17 protein-coding genes are annotated in these 15,583 nt (G+C 71.4%); 7 read left to right on the top strand and 10 right to left on the bottom strand.

Annotated elements, in window-relative coordinates:
- The first annotated feature begins 68 nt into the window (after positions 1–68).
- From BLS95_RS43830 to BLS95_RS43820, 3 genes are read left to right on the top strand one after another with little or no spacing between them, the layout of a single operon-like run.
- Complete coding sequence (locus tag BLS95_RS43830; protein ID WP_090945533.1) at positions 69–578, top strand: PadR family transcriptional regulator; 510 nt, start codon at positions 69–71, stop codon at positions 576–578.
- Positions 575–1,267 (top strand): ABC transporter ATP-binding protein, encoded by a 693-nt coding sequence (locus BLS95_RS43825; RefSeq protein ID WP_090945532.1) that lies wholly within the window; start codon positions 575–577, stop codon positions 1,265–1,267. Before BLS95_RS43830 ends, BLS95_RS43825 begins: the two co-directional genes overlap by 4 nt.
- Complete coding sequence (locus BLS95_RS43820) at positions 1,264–3,765, top strand: ABC transporter permease (protein ID WP_090945531.1); 2,502 nt, start codon at positions 1,264–1,266, stop codon at positions 3,763–3,765. The genes BLS95_RS43825 and BLS95_RS43820 overlap by 4 nt, the downstream gene beginning before the upstream one ends.
- 160 nt (positions 3,766–3,925) lie before the next feature.
- Here the strand turns inward: BLS95_RS43820 and BLS95_RS43815 are convergent, their stop codons facing one another.
- The 4 genes from BLS95_RS43815 to BLS95_RS43800 all read right to left on the bottom strand — a co-directional run bounded on the left by BLS95_RS43815 (position 3,926) and on the right by BLS95_RS43800 (position 6,872).
- Positions 3,926–4,888 (bottom strand): NAD(P)H-dependent flavin oxidoreductase, encoded by a 963-nt coding sequence (locus BLS95_RS43815; RefSeq protein WP_090945530.1) that lies wholly within the window; start codon positions 4,886–4,888, stop codon positions 3,926–3,928.
- Between the two features lie 91 nt (positions 4,889–4,979).
- The gene (locus BLS95_RS43810) at positions 4,980–5,438 is read right to left on the bottom strand and encodes a molybdopterin-binding protein (RefSeq protein WP_090945529.1); all 459 of its coding nucleotides are present in this window, start codon (positions 5,436–5,438) and stop codon (positions 4,980–4,982) included.
- Positions 5,439–5,630: 192 nt separating this feature from the next.
- The gene (locus BLS95_RS43805; protein WP_090945528.1) at positions 5,631–6,557 is read right to left on the bottom strand and encodes a LysR family transcriptional regulator; all 927 of its coding nucleotides are present in this window, start codon (positions 6,555–6,557) and stop codon (positions 5,631–5,633) included.
- A gap of 57 nt (positions 6,558–6,614) precedes the next feature.
- The gene (locus BLS95_RS43800; RefSeq protein WP_090945527.1) at positions 6,615–6,872 is read right to left on the bottom strand and encodes a hypothetical protein; all 258 of its coding nucleotides are present in this window, start codon (positions 6,870–6,872) and stop codon (positions 6,615–6,617) included.
- 86 nt (positions 6,873–6,958) lie between these two features.
- Between BLS95_RS43800 and BLS95_RS43795 the strand changes: the two genes are divergently transcribed.
- Positions 6,959–7,477 carry a PadR family transcriptional regulator gene (locus BLS95_RS43795; protein WP_090945526.1) on the top strand — a complete coding sequence of 173 codons (519 nt, stop codon included), beginning with the start codon at positions 6,959–6,961 and terminating at the stop codon, positions 7,475–7,477.
- A 58-nt stretch (positions 7,478–7,535) separates the two neighbouring features.
- Here BLS95_RS43795 and BLS95_RS43790 read toward each other — a convergent pair whose 3' ends face one another.
- Positions 7,536–7,943, bottom strand: coding sequence for an ATP-binding protein (locus tag BLS95_RS43790; RefSeq protein ID WP_176993697.1), 408 nt, complete (start codon positions 7,941–7,943; stop codon positions 7,536–7,538).
- A 169-nt stretch (positions 7,944–8,112) separates the two neighbouring features.
- Between BLS95_RS43790 and BLS95_RS60020 the strand changes: the two genes are divergently transcribed.
- The 3 genes from BLS95_RS60020 to BLS95_RS43780 all read left to right on the top strand — a co-directional run bounded on the left by BLS95_RS60020 (position 8,113) and on the right by BLS95_RS43780 (position 10,472).
- Complete coding sequence (locus tag BLS95_RS60020) at positions 8,113–8,253, top strand: putative leader peptide (protein ID WP_425434790.1); 141 nt, start codon at positions 8,113–8,115, stop codon at positions 8,251–8,253.
- A gap of 65 nt (positions 8,254–8,318) precedes the next feature.
- Entirely contained in the window at positions 8,319–9,266 is a 948-nt protein-coding gene (locus BLS95_RS43785; RefSeq protein ID WP_090945524.1) for a TauD/TfdA dioxygenase family protein, read from the top strand.
- 147 nt (positions 9,267–9,413) lie between these two features.
- Positions 9,414–10,472, top strand: a complete 1,059-nt coding sequence (locus tag BLS95_RS43780) for an LLM class flavin-dependent oxidoreductase (protein WP_090945523.1) — start codon at positions 9,414–9,416, stop codon at positions 10,470–10,472.
- A gap of 72 nt (positions 10,473–10,544) precedes the next feature.
- Here BLS95_RS43780 and BLS95_RS43775 read toward each other — a convergent pair whose 3' ends face one another.
- From BLS95_RS43775 to BLS95_RS43755, 5 genes are all read right to left on the bottom strand, one after another.
- Positions 10,545–11,234: an ABC transporter ATP-binding protein gene (locus BLS95_RS43775; protein ID WP_090945522.1), complete on the bottom strand. Its 690-nt coding sequence runs from the start codon at positions 11,232–11,234 to the stop codon at positions 10,545–10,547.
- The gene (locus tag BLS95_RS43770) at positions 11,210–12,031 is read right to left on the bottom strand and encodes an ABC transporter permease (RefSeq protein WP_090945521.1); all 822 of its coding nucleotides are present in this window, start codon (positions 12,029–12,031) and stop codon (positions 11,210–11,212) included. Before BLS95_RS43770 ends, BLS95_RS43775 begins: the two co-directional genes overlap by 25 nt.
- On the bottom strand, positions 12,031–13,083 hold the full coding sequence (locus tag BLS95_RS43765; RefSeq protein WP_090945520.1) for an ABC transporter substrate-binding protein: 1,053 nt from the start codon (positions 13,081–13,083) through the stop codon (positions 12,031–12,033). The genes BLS95_RS43770 and BLS95_RS43765 overlap by 1 nt, the downstream gene beginning before the upstream one ends.
- Positions 13,084–13,326: 243 nt before the next feature.
- Positions 13,327–14,703, bottom strand: a complete 1,377-nt coding sequence (locus BLS95_RS43760; RefSeq protein WP_090945519.1) for an ATP-binding cassette domain-containing protein — start codon at positions 14,701–14,703, stop codon at positions 13,327–13,329.
- Complete coding sequence (locus BLS95_RS43755; RefSeq protein WP_090945518.1) at positions 14,700–15,578, bottom strand: ABC transporter permease; 879 nt, start codon at positions 15,576–15,578, stop codon at positions 14,700–14,702. The genes BLS95_RS43760 and BLS95_RS43755 overlap by 4 nt, the downstream gene beginning before the upstream one ends.
- Positions 15,579–15,583: the final 5 nt, after the last annotated feature.

Here is a 15,583-nt window from a genome sequence, read left to right as displayed (position 1 = left end):
AACGCCGTGTTCCGGGTAATACGGCAAATTCTTGAGATGTACATACTGCGTATGCATACTTAGTACTCATGCCAGTCAGACACGGCCTGCTCGCCCTACTCAGCAGTGGGCCCCGGCATGGCTACCAACTGAAGATCGAGTTCGAGGCGTCGATCGGAGCGACCTGGCCGCTCAACATCGGCCAGGTCTACACAACGCTGTCCCGCTTGGAGCGCGACGGCCTGGTCAAGCCGGGCGAGTCGGACGAGCAGGGCCGGGTCGTCTACACGATCACCGCGGCCGGCCAGGAGGAAATGGCGCGCTGGTTCGGCACCCCTGTGGCCCAGTCCGACCGGCCGCGGGACGAACTGGTCATCAAGCTGGCCATGGCCGTCGCCGCCGGGAAGGTGGACGTCGCCGAGGTCATTCACCGGCAGCGTACGGCGACCATGCGCACCCTCCAGCAGCTGACCAGGGCCAAGCGAGCCGCCACGGAAGGCGCGGCGCGACGGCTCGTACTCGATTCCATGATCTTCCAGGCCGAGGCCGAGCAACGGTGGCTGGACCACTGCGAGGCCGTTCTCAAGGAGGAAAGATGACAGTCGTACGGCTGGCCGAAGTGGCCAGGGTCCACGGCGAAGGGGCGACAGCCGTACACGCTCTGAAGGGGGTGAGCCTCGAGGTCGACGCGGGAGAGCTGGTCGCGGTCATGGGCCCGTCCGGGTCCGGCAAGTCGACCCTGCTCAACCTCGCCGGCGGGCTCGACCGGCCCACGTCGGGAACCGTGCACATCGGCGAACATGACCTGGCCACCACGCGCGACCTCGCGGCACTACGCCGCCGCGAAGTCGGCTACGTCTTCCAGGACCTCAACCTGATCACATCACTGACAGCCGTGGAGAACGTGATGCTGCCCCGCGAGCTCGACGGTGTGCGCCCACGCGCGGCCCGGGAGGAGGCGATGGCCGTACTGGCAGAGATCGATGCGGCCGACCTGGCCGACCGCTTCCCCGAGGAGTTGTCGGGCGGCCAGCGCCAGCGGATCGCCATCGCCCGCGCCCTGGTGGGCGGGCGTTGTCTGCTGCTGGCCGACGAGCCGACCGGCGCGCTCGACACCCGCACCGGCGACGACATCCTGCGATTACTGCGCGAGCGCTGCGACTCGGGCGCGGCGGTTCTGCTGGTCACCCACGAGCCGCGCTACGCCGCCTGGGCCGATCGGGTGGTGTTCCTCCGTGACGGGATGATCGCGGACACCACGGACGCGTCGTTGGTGAGCGCCCGATGAGCGTCGTCCTGGCCGTACTGCGCCTGGCCCGCCGAAACGCGTGGCGTTCCCGAGGACGAAGCGCGCTCATCATGGTGATGATCGGCTTACCCGTCCTGGTGATCACGGGGATGTTCACCCTCTCCGAGACCATGAACGTCACCCCACGCGAGGGCCTGGCGGCCGAGCTCGGCACGGCCGACGCCCGCCTCGTCCAGACCCCTGAGGGCACGGTGCTCCAGCAGCAGCCGAACGGGACGAGCTGGAACACGGGCGACGGCGACGGAGCCGCCGCTCCCGAGCTCAGTGCCGCCGAGGTGGCGGCCCTGCTCGGACCGGGCACCCGGTTGATCCCCTTCGACACCGGCACGCTCCGGCTGGGCACCGACCAGGTCGACGCGCTGGAGACCGACCTTCGCGATCCCCTCACCAGAGGGATGCTGACGTTGGGCGAGGGCAGGTTCCCCGCCGCCGGCGAGGTCGCGGTGACACCCGCGCTCGGCCTGCGGCCCGGCGAGATGTTGCGACCGTCCGGCTCGCCGCCGCTGAGGGTGGTGGGCGTGGTGGAGCACCCGCACCGGCCCTCGCTGCGCGAGGTCGTGGGTCCGGATCTGCCGCTGGCGCCGCCGGACGCCTTCCGAGGTCCGGACATGCAAGGCCCCGGCTGGCTCGCCCGTACCGCGAAGCCCGTCTCCTGGAGCGACGTGCCCGCGCTGAACAGGGCCGGTCTGTACGTCACCTCCCGCACCGCGCTCCTGGCCTTGCCGCCCGCCCCGGATCGGCTCTCCCCCTTGAACGTCCGGCACACGATCGGGCTCGGCGCCATGGTGATCATGGTCGTCCTGGAAACCGTGCTGCTGGCCGGGCCCGCCTTCGCGGTCGGGCTCAGGAGACGACGCCGGGAACTGGCCGAGATCGCGGCGCAGGGCGGCTCGGCCGGGCACCTGCGGATGATCGTACTGGCCGACGGACTGCTCCTCGGCGGCGCGGCCACCCTCGTGGCGACGGTGCTCGGCATCGCGACCGGAGCGCTGGGCGCCCCTGTCGTCGCGCGCTGGGGAGGACAGGTCGGCCCGGCGGACGTGCCGTGGACGCCGGTTCTGAGCGTCGCCGCGCTGGGCCTGATCGCCGGGATCGCGGCGGCGTTGGTGCCCGCCGTACAAGCGGCTCGGCAGGACCCCGCGACCGTGCTGGCCGGCCGCGCGCCCGCAGCCGCCGATCGGCGGGGATGGCCCCTGGCCGGAGCCGTGCTGGTGCTGGCCGGGCTGGGAGCGACCGTGGTGGCCCGGCGCCAGCCGGACGCGGTGTGGGTGTGGTCCTCCGCGGTGTTGATCATGATCGGGATGGTGGTGTTGACGCCGTGGCTGATCCGCTTCACGGGCCGGCCGGCCGGGCGGTTGACGCTCGCGCTGCGGGTCTCCGTCCGTGACGCGGTCCGCCACCGATCCCGTACGGCGAGCGCCGTCGCGGCCGTCATGGCGGTCACGGCGACGGTCGTGGCGATGGGCATCGGCGCCTACAGCGAACACATGGACCGGCGTAAGGCCTACACCTCGGCGCGCCCGACCGGCATGCTGGCGATCTGGGGCGGCACCATGAGCGACGCGACCTGGAGCAAGCTCCGCGCCGAAACGGTCCGCCGGTTGCCGGGCGTGCCGCTGGCCTCCGGTTACCAGGCGAGTGACGCCCAGGGCCACCGCTACGCGCTGCGGTACACGGTGCGATGGAACGGGACGCGGACGCGCCGTTCGGTGGCCATCGGAGACCAGGCCCTGCTCAAGCTCCTGCAGGGACGCCACGACCCACGGGCGGCCGCGGCGCTGGCGAGCGGCAAGGCCGTGGTCTTCGACCCGGCCGCGGTACGGGACGGCAAGCTGACGCTGCGGGCGAGCTCCACGTCCGCCCCCGCGCGCCAGCTCATCGTGCCGGCGGTCGTGGCCACGCCCGCCGAGGAATACCAGGGCGGGGCCCTGCTGCCGCGTACCCTGGTCGAGCGGGCCGACTTCACGACGGCGGAACGCCAGCTCTACGCCATGCACCGGCTGCCCGCAGGTTCGACGCTGCCGCGTGATCTGGCCGAGGTGACCTACCGCGTCACGGTCGCCGCCGAGGAGGGCTACAACAACATGCCCGACCCCGGCCTGTGGGGCTGGCTCGTGGGCGCCCTCGTCCTCGTCGTCGGCGGCACGCTGGCCGCCACCCGCCTGGCGGCGGCCGACATGCGGCCCGAGCGGGCGACGATGACGGCGATCGGCGCGCCGCCGGGGACGATGCGGCTCGTCGTGGCCGGCCAGGCCCTCTACATCTCCGGGCTCGGCGCGCTGGTGGGGCTGGCCGTGGGAACGGTGACGGGCGTGGCGCTGAGCCGGCCGATGACGACGCACGGCGCCGGAGACCCCGCCACGATCGCCGTACCGTGGCCATTCGTCATCGCCGTGGTGGTGGGACTGCCCGTACTGGCGACCGTGGCGGCGCTGATCACCCGGACCAGACTGCCCCTCGCCCGCCGGCTCCTGTGACACCGATCCCGTCCTGCCGGCGACCCTCTGCGCTTCGACCGGTCACTGCCGCCTCCGTGGACACGTGCTGATCATTCGTTGGCGGGAAGCCCAAGAGAGTCGCCGGTCGCCGGGGCAGGCCGACAGGCCCCGACGACCGTGACGGGCGTGCGGCGGCGTGTCAGGCGAAGGCTCGCGCCGCCGCGACCAAGGCGACCTCGGCCTCGCGGATGAGCCGGGAGACGATCTGGCCGACGGGAAGGATCTCGTCGATGAGACCGGCCGACTGGCCCGTGAACGGGATGTACTCGTGGCCCCGGCCGTCCATGAGCGCCTCGACGATGCGGGGCACGATCTCGGCCGGGTCCACGCTGGCGGGCGCGTCGCGGAGCTGGTCGATCAGCGGCGTGCGCAACGCCCGGGGCTCGGCGGGGCCGCCAGGACGGTTGAAAGGAGGCAGGATCCGCTCGCTTCCCGTGACCTTGACGGCGTCCAGGGCGTCGGACATGAGGATGCGCCGCTTCCACTCCTCGTCGATGCGCATCTCGGTGGAGGCCAGGAACCGTGTGCCCATGCTCACGCCCTGCGCGCCCAGCGTGAGCGCGGCGGCGATGCCCCGGCCGTCGGCGATGCCGCCCGCGGCCACCACCGGGATCTGGCCCGCGACGTCGACCACCTGCGGCACCAGGACCGTGGTGGCGACCCACCCGCCGTTCCCGCCGGCCTCCCCGCCCTGGGCGATGACGACGTCGGCCCCCGCGGCGACGGCCTGTTCGGCCTGCTCGCGGTTCATCACCTGCTGAATCCAGAGGATCCCCGCGTCGTGGGCGCGGGCGATGAGGTCGTCGGGGACCGCCAGGTGGAACGAGATCGCGGCGGGCCGGAACCGCAGCGTCGCCGCGAAGGCGTCCTTGTCCAGCGGCCGGGCGGTGTGGTTGATGGCGAACGGCTTGTCGGTGAGCTCGCGCAGCCGCTCCCACTGCGCCTTCAGGTCGGGCAGGGGTCGCAGGGCGGTCCCCAGGCTGCCGAGCCCTCCGGCGTTGGACACCGCCGCCGCCAGCTCGACCTGCTCCCACGGCCCGAACGGCGCGCAGATGATCGGGACATCGATGTCCAGCAGGTCGCACATCGGCGTACGCAACATGGCTCCCCCTCCTATCTGCGACCTTCCCCCTCGTGCCGAGGCTTACGCCGGCGGTTGCTCTTGGTGACACCCCCGGTGCTCCCGCGACGGACTAACGCCATAACAGGTCGTCGGCGTACACCCGGAGGTCGGTGACCTGGCTGATGTGCCGCGCGCCGCAGCGGTCCCCCGGCATCACCAGGTGCGGTCCCTGCTCGTCGAGCGGCCGGCAGTCCATGCTGACGGCCAGCAGCGCCGGGGTGTTGCCGAACTCGGGGTCGATCTCGCCCCACGACAGCACCGTCCGGTGGCCGTCCCGTCCCAGGACCGTGATCAGGAAGCGCAGGCGGTCCTTGCGCTCGCCCGGGTCGAACAGCGGCTCCGCCGCCCGCAGCACATCGATGAGCAGCGGCCCGGTGAAGTAGTGGCGCCGCAGTCCGGAGGTGCGGCACTCGAATCTCACCGTCATCTCCCGCTGCGGCATTGAGTGCAGCGTCGCGAAGTTCAGCCAGGAAGGTACGCACACGTTGCCCGACAGTGCTACCAGGCCGTCCGTCGGAATGGGAGCCACCGGAACGACTGTTCCTTCCCTTCGGTCCCGAAGGCAACGGGCGGGACCGAAGGGAGAGGACGGGTCCGTCAACTCCTGGAGGAGTGGGAACGGGCGCCGGTGCGAGCCAGGCCGCCACCCCGGACGATCACACTCTTCACCGAGGCGTTCCGCCGGTCAAAGCGATTCTTTCGATGGCTTGATAGGCGTCGCCTATGTCAGCTGTTCACCGGCCAGCCGGTCGAACACCTCGCGCATGTCCAGGTCGCGGGCGATGTCCAGCACGGCCCGCGCCATCGCCGACTCCGGGCCCGCGGTGGATACGACCAGGCCCACCCGCGGCTCCCGGGCCGGACGCTCCAACCGGACCACCCGCATGCCGTCCGGCACCTCGAACATGTGCAGCCACGCATGCGCGATCACCGTCGACCAGTGGTTCGTCCCGACGTGGGCGAACAGCGCGGAGACGGTGTCGGCCTCGATCGCGGGCACGGGGACCGCCCCGGCGTGGCGGAAGATGGCATCCAGGATGCGGCGATTGCGCATCTGCGGCGTGAGCAGGCACAGCGGCAGCGCGGCCACCTCCGCCCAGCCCACCACCCGCCGACCGGCCAGTTCGCCATCGGACGGGGTCAGCAGCAGGTAGCGCTCGTCGTACAGCGCGATGGTGCGCACGTCGCCGAACCCCTCCTCGTCGTCGAGATACGTCATCGCCAGGTCGATCTCGTACTCGGTGAGCCGCCGCGCGATCTCCCTGGACGACAACGCCGTCAGCAGCACCCGTACGTGCGGGTACCGCTCGCAGAACGGCGTGGTGAGCAGCGGCACGGCGGTCAGCGCGGTCGGGATCACCCCCAGCCGGAGCGTGCCCGACAGCCCTTCACGCATCCTGGACACGTCCTGGCGCAGGGCGTCGGTGTCGGCGAGGATGCGGTGCGCCCACAGCACGACCCGCTCCCCTTCCGGCGTCAGCCCCGCGAACTGCGGGCCGCGGCGGACCAGGGACACGTTCAGCTCGCGTTCCAGCTTGCGGATGGCCGCCGACAAGGAGGGCTGGGAGACGCTGCAGGACGCGGCGGCCCGAGCGAAATGCCGCTCACGGGCCAGGGCGACGAGGTACTCCAACTGACGCAAGATCACGCCACAGAATGTCGCGTACGCACCTGTCGCGTCCATCCCCGTCCGTGCCGGTCGCGGTCAGTGGCGCTCGCCGTCCGCCTGGTCGTCGCCGACCCAGCGCAGCACGACGAACGGGTGGCTGCATGACGGATGATGGACACGACCTGCGGTGATCCGATAGCGAGCGCTCGGTGACCGGTCATCCGGCCGTAAGTGGACCTGTACGATGCCGACGTCCTGATCGATGCGGGCGAGCATGCCGTCGTACGGCCCGCCGGCGCAGATGGCGTTGGGCGTCGGCCTGCTGCCGGGCCGCTCCCCTTGGGTCGCACTCACAGAGTGTTCCTCCGACGCCTTGGCTAGTCCCATCGAGACTACCCGTGAGCCTCCGGACCGGTTCCACGGGCCCTACCCTTGACCACGTGGACTCGCGTGCGTTGTCACTCACCGAGTGGGTCGTGCTCGCGCTCGTGGCCGAGACACCCACCCACGGTTTCGCCGTCTCCCGGCTCACCGGTGACACCGGCCCTGTCGGGGCGATCTGGCAGATCCGGCGCCCGCACGTCTATCGTGCGCTCGACCGGCTCGCCCACCTGTCCCTGGTCGAGCAGTCAGGGAGGCAACCGGGGCGGGGCGGTCCGCAGCGTACGGTGTTCGCCGTCACGGCATCGGGGCGAGCCGCTGTCGACGACTGGTTGATGCGGCCGGTCGAGCACATTCGCGACATCCGCACCGAATTTCTGATCAAGCTAGCCGTTCTCGAACGGGCCAGGACCGACCCGCGTCCGCTCTTGGACGCGCAGGCCGAGCGCATCGAGCCGATCGTCGCCGCCCTGCGCAAGCAGCGTGACGAGGCACGCGGCTTCGAACACGCGGTGATCTCGTGGAGGTATGAGACGGCCGAGGCCGCCCTGCGCCTGACACAGACGGCCAGGCGGTGACCGAGCCCCCAGTCGCGCGGTCGTCGCCATGGACGCCGCCGTCCGTGGGCCGGAAGCGTCAATCGAGCGCGCGACTCACGTGGCGGCTGGGGTCCATGCGCATGGTCAGCACCGAGCCTCCGGCAGCCTGCTCCAGACCGACTTCGTCGCACAGGTGCTGGATGATCCAGAGGCCGAACCCCCTGGAGCCGGTCAGGTCGAGCTTCGCGCCGGCCAGATGAGCGGGCGTCAGCAGGCCGGCCGCATCGGCCACCTCCACGGTGACCCCGGTCGAGACGCAACGAACGGTGAGCGTGCCGCCCGCACCACCGTGTTCCAGCACGTTGGAGATCGCCTCGTTGGCCGCCAGCACCAGATCCTCCAAGCGCGGTCCACGTAATCCGCCGTGGCGGGCCTGCGTGCGTATCAGGCAGCGCAAATGGTCAAGATCAGTACTGATGCGACAGCGCAACACGGACTCGCTCATGATCGCCTTAGCGCATCTCCGGGGATCGGGGTCACGGTGACGGGGACTGCGCAGCATTCCCGTCTGTGAATCGGCTAACGATAGGGATGGTACATGTGGGCGTCACACTCGGCTGATGCCCGGGTTCCTGATCACGCGGGCGGGGTAAAGGCAATATTTCCTACTGGCTATGCATGAAATTTCCGAATCCCTATTGCATCTGTCGGGAATGTTGCGGAAGATCGGGGCTGTGAAGAGCAGCGAGCTTCTGGTGGCTCGCCTCCACGTCGATCTCAGGCGGCAGGCGAGCGCGCTCTGTGCCATGCGGTGACCTCCGGGTCCCGCCATCCCCGTTTCCGCTCGAACACCCGTCACAGCTTGAGGGAGCACTTCACCATGTCCACCATCACCGTCAGACGCGTCGCCGGGCACATCGGCGCCGAGATCACGGACGTCGACCTGGCCCATCCCCTCGATCCCGCCACGGTCGAGGAGATCCGCCACGCCCTGTACGCCCACAAGGTGGTCTTCTTCCGCGGCCAGGACCTCGACCATGCCGCGCAGATCGCCTTCGCCCGCCAGTTCGGCGAGCTGACCCACGCCCACCCCCATGAGGACGCCCCGCCTGAGGAGCACCCGCAGATCCTCACCATCGATCCGCGCCGCTACGAGGAGCGCTACGGCGCGAACTACCGCGAGCTCTACCGCAAGCGGAAGTACTCCTACTACTCCGGCTGGCACACCGACGTCACCGCCGCCGTCAACCCGCCCGCCGCCTCGATCCTGCGGGCCGAGACCGTCCCCGAGTACGGCGGCGACACGACCTGGACCAACCTGGTGGCCGCCTACGAGGGCCTGTCGGCGCCGCTGCGCCGCTTCGTGGACGGCCTGCGTGCCGAGCACCGCTTCCTCGCCGGCTACCGGCCGGCCGAGGAGGACGGCAAGCTGCTCAAGCGGGTCAACGACAACCTGCTGGTCTCCGTGCATCCGGTGGTACGGGTGCATCCCGAGACCGGCGAGCGGGCGCTGTTCGTCAACCCCGGCTTCACCGACCACATCGTCGGCCTGTCCGCGCTGGAGAGCCGCCGTGTCCTGGAGCTGCTGTACGAGCAGATCACCCGTCCTGAATATACCGTCCGCTTCCGCTGGCACCCCGGCAGCGTCGCCTTCTGGGACAACCGGGCCACCGCCCACCTGGCACCGACCGACCTCGACCATCTCGACGTCCAGCGCACTCTGCACCGGGTGACCCTGATCGGGGAGCGTCCCGTCGGCCCCGACGGCTTCGTCTCCGAGATCGTCGCCGGGCGCGAGTTCCGGGCCGAGTCGCTCGTCGTGGCCTGACAACGAGCAACCGTGCGAGCGGGGCTGGGGGGCTCGCCCGCACGGTGGGTCCCGGCCGCTCACCCGCGGGCGGCCTCGCCAGGGGGCGGTCCATGCCCCCTAAGAGCGGCTGAACCTCCTTCACCTCGAGAACAGGAAGACCTGCCGATGAGCCTCCGGTTCCTCTGGTACATCCCCAACCAAGTGCAGCCCGGGCACCGCGGCGACGACGTCGTCACCGGCCACAACAGCCTGGAGACCCTCACCAGCCACGCCAGGGCCCTGGAGCGGCACGGGTGGAGCGGGGCGCTCATCGGCACCGGCTGGGGACGGCCCGACACCTTCACGGTCGCCACCGCACTGGCCGCGCAGACGACGACGTTCCAGCCGTTGATCGCGATCCGGCCCGGTTACTGGCATCCGGCCAACTTCGCCTCCGCCGCCGCGACCCTGGACCATCTCACCGAAGGGCGGGTGCTGGTCAACATCGTGTCGGGGAAGGACAACCTGGCCGCGTACGGCGACAGCGAAGGCGACCGCGCCCACCGCTACGCCCGTACCAGGGAGTTCCTCCAGATCGTGCGCAAGCTGTGGACCGAGGAGCACGTCACCTACCACGGCGAGCACTTCAGCGTCACCGACTCCACCGTGGCGCCGCGTACGGTCGTCCGGGGCGAGCGCAGGCACCCCCGGCTCTACTTCGGCGGCGCCTCCGAAGCCGCGGAAAGGGTGGCCGCCACCGAGGCGGACGTCCAGCTCTTCTGGGGCGAGCCCCTCGACGGCGTCGGCGAGCGGATCGAGCGGCTCAAGCAGCTCAGCGACAAGCTCGGGCGCGAGCACCCCCCGCTGGAGTTCGGGCTGCGCATCACCACCCTGGTACGCGACACCACCGAACAGGCCTGGGCCGACGCCGAGGCCAAGGTGGAGCGGATGGCGAACGGCAACGCCCGGCGTGACGCGAACTGGCAGGCCGCCGTCGGTCAGCAGCGGCTGCTCGACCTGGTCGCGCGGGGGGAGGTGCTCGACGACAACCTCTACACCACCCCCGCCAAGTTCGGCGGTGGCGGCGCGGGCACCACCTGGCTGGTCGGCTCGGCCGAGGACGTGGCGAAGTCGCTGCGCCGGTATCAATCCCTCGGCATCACCCACTTCGTGCTGTCCGACACCCCCTACCTGCCGGAGCTCAAGCGCCAGGGCGAGCAGCTCCTGCCCCTGCTGCGCGGATGAGTCCACCCCCCGCCGCCGTGGGAACGGCGTGCGGGGGGTGTCCTCAGCTCTCCGGAACGACGGTTGTCCCTCTCACTCTCCCGTCACGCCGAGCGCCCGCAGCAGCGCGGCCCGGATCTCGGTGGTGTCCCTGCCCGCGTCGAGCCGCTGCTCGGCGGCGATCCTGCCGTGGTCGAGCACGAGGACCCGGTCGGCCAGCGCGATGGCCTCGTCCACGTCGTGGGTGACCAGGAGCACCGCGGGCCGGTGCTGCTCGACCAGCCGGCGCAGCAGGGCGTGCATCTTGAGCCTGGTCAGCGCGTCGAGCGCGCCGAACGGCTCGTCGGCCAGCAGCAGCCGGGGCTCGCGGACGAGGGAGCGCGCCAGCGCCACCCGCTGCTGCTCGCCGCCGGACAGCTCGTTGGGCCAGGCGCGTTCCCGCCCGGCCAGCCCCACCTCCGACAGGCTCTCCCGGCCCCGCTCCGCGGCTCCGTCGAGGCCGAGGACCACGTTGTCGAGCACCCGCTGCCAGGGCAGCAGCCGGGCGTCCTGGAAGACCACCGACACCTGCCCCGGCACCTCGACGGAACCGTCCCCCGCCACGTCTCCGTCCAGCCCTGCCATGGCCCGCAGGAGCGTGCTCTTCCCCGACCCGCTCTGCCCGAGCAGGGCCACGAACTCGCCCGGCGCGATCTCCAGGTCCAGGCGGTCCAGGATGGTACGGGAGCCGTACCGGCGGGTCAGGGCCTGGACCCGGATCAGCTCGCCAACGTCCGTCGCCACGACAGCGCCCTCCTCTCCACCAGCCGGACCGCGGCATCGGAGAAGAGGCCGAGCAGGCCGTACAGGACGATGCCGACGAGGATCACCTCGGTCTGCCCGTACGTACGCGCCAGGTCCATCATGTAGCCGATGCCGGTGGTGGAGTTGATGAGCTCGGCCACGACCAGGAACAGCCAGGCCGTGGTCACCGCGAAGCGCATGCCGAGCAGGAACCCGGGCAGCGCCCCCGGCAGCACCACCTTCCTGATGAACGTGCCGCGCCGCAGGCCGACGGTTTCGGCCAGCTCGACGTAGCGGCTGTCGATGGTGCGCAGCCCGTTGTGCGTGTGGATGTAGATCGGCACGAGCACGCCGACGGCGATGACGGTCACCTTCATCACCTCGCCGATGCCCAGCCAGAGGATCAGCAGCGGCATCAGCGCGAGCGACGGGACGGCTCGCTTGATCTGGATGGGCCCGTCGATCACCGCCTCGCCCCAGCGGCTCATTCCCGAGACCAGCGCGAGCAGGGTGCCGAGCGGCACGCCGATGGCCAGCCCCAGCGCGACCCGCTGAACGGAGGCGAGCAGGTTCTCCTGAAGGCGGCCGGACTCGATCAGCTCGGCCGCCGTGCCGATCACGGTCCACGGCGCGGACAGGAAGCGGGGGTCCAGCAGGCCGCTCGCCGAGGCGGCCGCCCAGAGCGCGAGCAGCAGGAACGGGCCGACGAGGAAGCCGAACCTGATCCGGGCTCCCGGCCGCAGGCGGTGGGTGCGCGGGCGGGTGGTCACGGCCGGGCGGGAGGCGACGAGGGTCATCAGGCACCGTCCTTGATCGCGTCCGCGCCCACCGCCTGGTAGCGCAGGTCGTACAGGTCCCGGGCCTGCAGCACCGGGTTGCCGGTCTCCTCGGCCAGGATGTCGATGGTCTCCTGGTGCCTGGCGATGGCCTCGGACCAGTCGGCGGGGATGTCCGGTTCGCCCGCCAGGTCGACCAGATACCGGCCGTCGGCGGCGCTGAGGCCCTGGTCCTTGACGTAGTAGCCGGCGATCCACTCCTCGGGATGCTCGTAGACCCAGATCGAGGCGCGGGCCCAGGCGGCGGCGTACTCGCGGATCGCGGCGGCCTTGGCCGGGTCCTTGAGCGTGGCCGCCCGCACGTACAGGTGGCTCGGGTCGTCGCGCAGCCCGTGCGGGATGGTCGTGGCGCCGTCCCGGCCGAACTTGGTCGTGTACCGCCGGATGTTGACGCCGCCGATCGGGGCCACGTCGACCTGCTTGGAGGCCAGCGCGTTGGGGTAGACGTCGCCGGTGCTCGGCAGCTCGACCAGGGTGACATCGGCCTTGGTCAGCCCGGCCTTCTTGAGCACCTTGAGCATGAGCGCGCCCTGCGCCTGACCCGGGCTGTACGCGATCCGCTTCCCGCGCAGGTCGGCGAGGGTCCGTACGTTCACGCCCGGCGCGATGCCGAGCTCGTAGGTCGGGTGCCGGAGCGCATCCTTGCGGAACTTCGAGGCGACGATCTTGACCGGCAGGCCGGTCCAGGTGGCGTGGATGGCCGGGATCTCCGCGACGGCGCCGACGTCCAGCGCGTCGGCGCGGAACGCCTCGGTGGTCTGCGGGCCGCCGCTGATGTTGGCCCATTCGACGGCGAACGAGAACTTGTCGATCTCGCCGGAGAGCTCCAGCGCCACCTTGGTGGACGGGTCTCCGATGATCAGTTTGGTGCCCTTGGGGACGGAGGTGGGCAGCGGGGCCTCCGCCGCCAGCTCCGCCGCGCTTTGTGCGGGCTCGCCGCCCGGCGCGCAGGCGGCCAGGGCGGTCAGCAGGAGCGCGGCGAGCGCGGGTCGTAACAGGGATGAGACAGGCATATGTCATGGCCCTTCACATGCGGATTGGAGTTCCTTGACGAGGGGAGCGCGCCGGCCGACGCAGCGGATGGCGGGCCCTGGTCAGCGACATCGCGCGCTGGCGACGTGGCCGTGGTCCACGTGCGGGCGTCGGGTCAGGTTCGCGGCCTGGCTCATGACCACGAAGCTATGAGCCCGTCGCCACAAAGTCAACATTTCCTACCAGGTATATATGTATTTCTATGCGGCAGGCTTCCACGCAGGTCATACGGCGGTCGTCGGAACGGCGGCGACCAGCGCCTGGGTGTAGGGGTGGCGCGGCCGGGTGAACACCTCCTCGACGTCGCCCTCCTCCACGACGCGGCCGTCCTTCATGACCAGCACGCGGTCGGCGACGTGGTGGACCACGCCCAGGTCGTGGGAGATGAACAGCATCGCCGTGCCGTACTCGGCCTGGAGGTCGGCCAGCAGGTCGAGCACCTGGGCCTGGATGGAGACGTCGAGCGCGGAGACCGGCTCGTCGCACACCAGCACGTCGGGGCGCGGGCCGAGGGCGCGCGCGATGGCGACGCGGCCGTGGCCGGGTTCGAGCAGGCCGAGGGCCAGGCGGGCGAGCGTGGTCTTGCCCGAGCCCGACTCGCCGACGACGCCGAGGGTCTCGCCCTCGTGCAGGGTGAAGGAGACGTCGTCCACGACGCGGCGAGGGCCGTACGCGTGGCCGAGCGCGGTTCCGGCGAGGACCTGGGCGGACGGGTTCGGGGCGGAACGGATCCGCCGGGCGCCGGTGGCGAGCCGGGTGCCGCGGGAGGCCGCGGAGGGGACCGCGGCCAGGAGCGCGCGGGTGTAGGGGTGCGCGGGCGTGGACAGCACGTGCCGGGCGGGGCCCTCCTCGACGATCCGGCCCTCGCGCATGACGAGGATGCGGTCGGCGATCGAGGCGACCACGGCCAGGTCGTGGCTGATCAGCAGCAGCGCGGCGCCCGCGGCCTTGCGCTCGGCGAGCAGCCGCAGAACCTGTGCCTGGACGGTGACGTCGAGCGCGGTGGTGGGCTCGTCGGCGATGATCAGCTCGGGGTCGGCGGCGATGGCGGAGGCGATGAGCGCGCGCTGCCGCAGCCCGCCCGACAGCTCGTGCGGGTGCTGCCCGGCCCGCAGCTCCGGCTCCGGAACGCCCACCGACTCCAGCAGCTCCAGCACCCGGTCCGCCCGCCGGGGCCGCGGAACGACCTCGTGGACCGCCAGCACTTCGGCGATCTCCGCGCCCACCGTGCGCAGGGGGTCGAGCGAGACGAGCGCGTCCTGGAGCACGAGCCCGGCGAACCTGCCCCGCAGCGCCCGCCATTCGCGCGGCCCGAAGCCGAGCGCGTCCCGTCCCGCGATCGTGAACCGGGACGCCCGCACGAGGGAGCCGGGACCGGCCAGCCCGAGCAGGGTCCGCGCCGTGACGCTCTTGCCGGAGCCGGACTCCCCGACGATCGCCACGCACTCGCCGGGGGCGATCGAGAGCGAGATCCCCCGCACGACCTCGCTCCCGCCGAAGCTCACCCGCAGGTCCGCCACGGCGGCGAGAGGGACGGTGGAGACGTTCTCACCGCCACCGGCGGCAGACGTCGGTACGGCTTCGCCGTGGGTGGTGGTCATGGGGTCCTTCCTTCGAAACGGCGTTGCAGGCGGCGTCCGACGACGGTCAGGCAGGCGACGGTCAGCGTGATCGCCAGGCCCGGGAAGAACGCCTCCCACCAGGCCACCCGCAGATAGTTGCGGGCCTCGGAGAGCATCGCGCCCCACTCGGCGGCCGGGGGTTGCGGCCCCATGCCGAGGAAGCTGAGCCCCGAGCCGGCGATGACCGCCTGGCCGATGCCGATCGTGGCCAGTACGGGGATCGGCCCGAGCACGTTCGGCAGGATGTGCCTGGCGGTGATCGCCAGGCGGGAGCGGCCGAAGGTGACGGCCTGCTCGACGTAGCCCGAGCGGCGCACGACGAACGTCTGGGCGCGGATCACCCGGGCGTAGTTCGGGATCTGCGCGACGGCGATGGCGAAGATCACGTTCCCGGTCCCCGGGCCGGTGATCGCCACGACGAGGAGGGCGAGCAGCAGTTCGGGCAGGGTGGACAGCACGTCGAACGAGCGGGCCAGCGCCTCGTCCAGCCACTTCGGCGACAGCCCGGCGGCCAGACCGAGCAGCACGCCCAAGGTGACCGCCAGGCCCGTGGCCGCGACGCCGATGCTGATGGAGTGGCGGGCGCCGTAGACGACCCTGGCCAGCACGTCACGGCCGAGGTGGTCGGTGCCGAACCAGTGGCCGGCGCCGGGAGCGGCCAGCGCGTTCAGCGGGTCGGCGGTCAGGGGGTCCGCGCCGGCGGTGAGCAGCCCCGGCGCGGCCAGGGCCACCGCGAGCAGGACGAGGAAGGCCGGCGGCACGAGCCGGCCGGGAAGCTCGGCCGCTGTGGGCCGCACCAGGGCCGCGGGGACGGGCAGGGGTTCGCGGGACTCGCCGCGGGTGAGCGCGCTCATCTGCC

It is taken from the genome of Nonomuraea jiangxiensis, from assembly GCF_900099965.1.
In the GTDB taxonomy this organism is placed as follows: Bacteria; Actinomycetota; Actinomycetes; order Streptosporangiales; family Streptosporangiaceae; genus Nonomuraea; species Nonomuraea jiangxiensis.
This window is presented reverse-complemented; position numbering and strand designations above follow the sequence as displayed.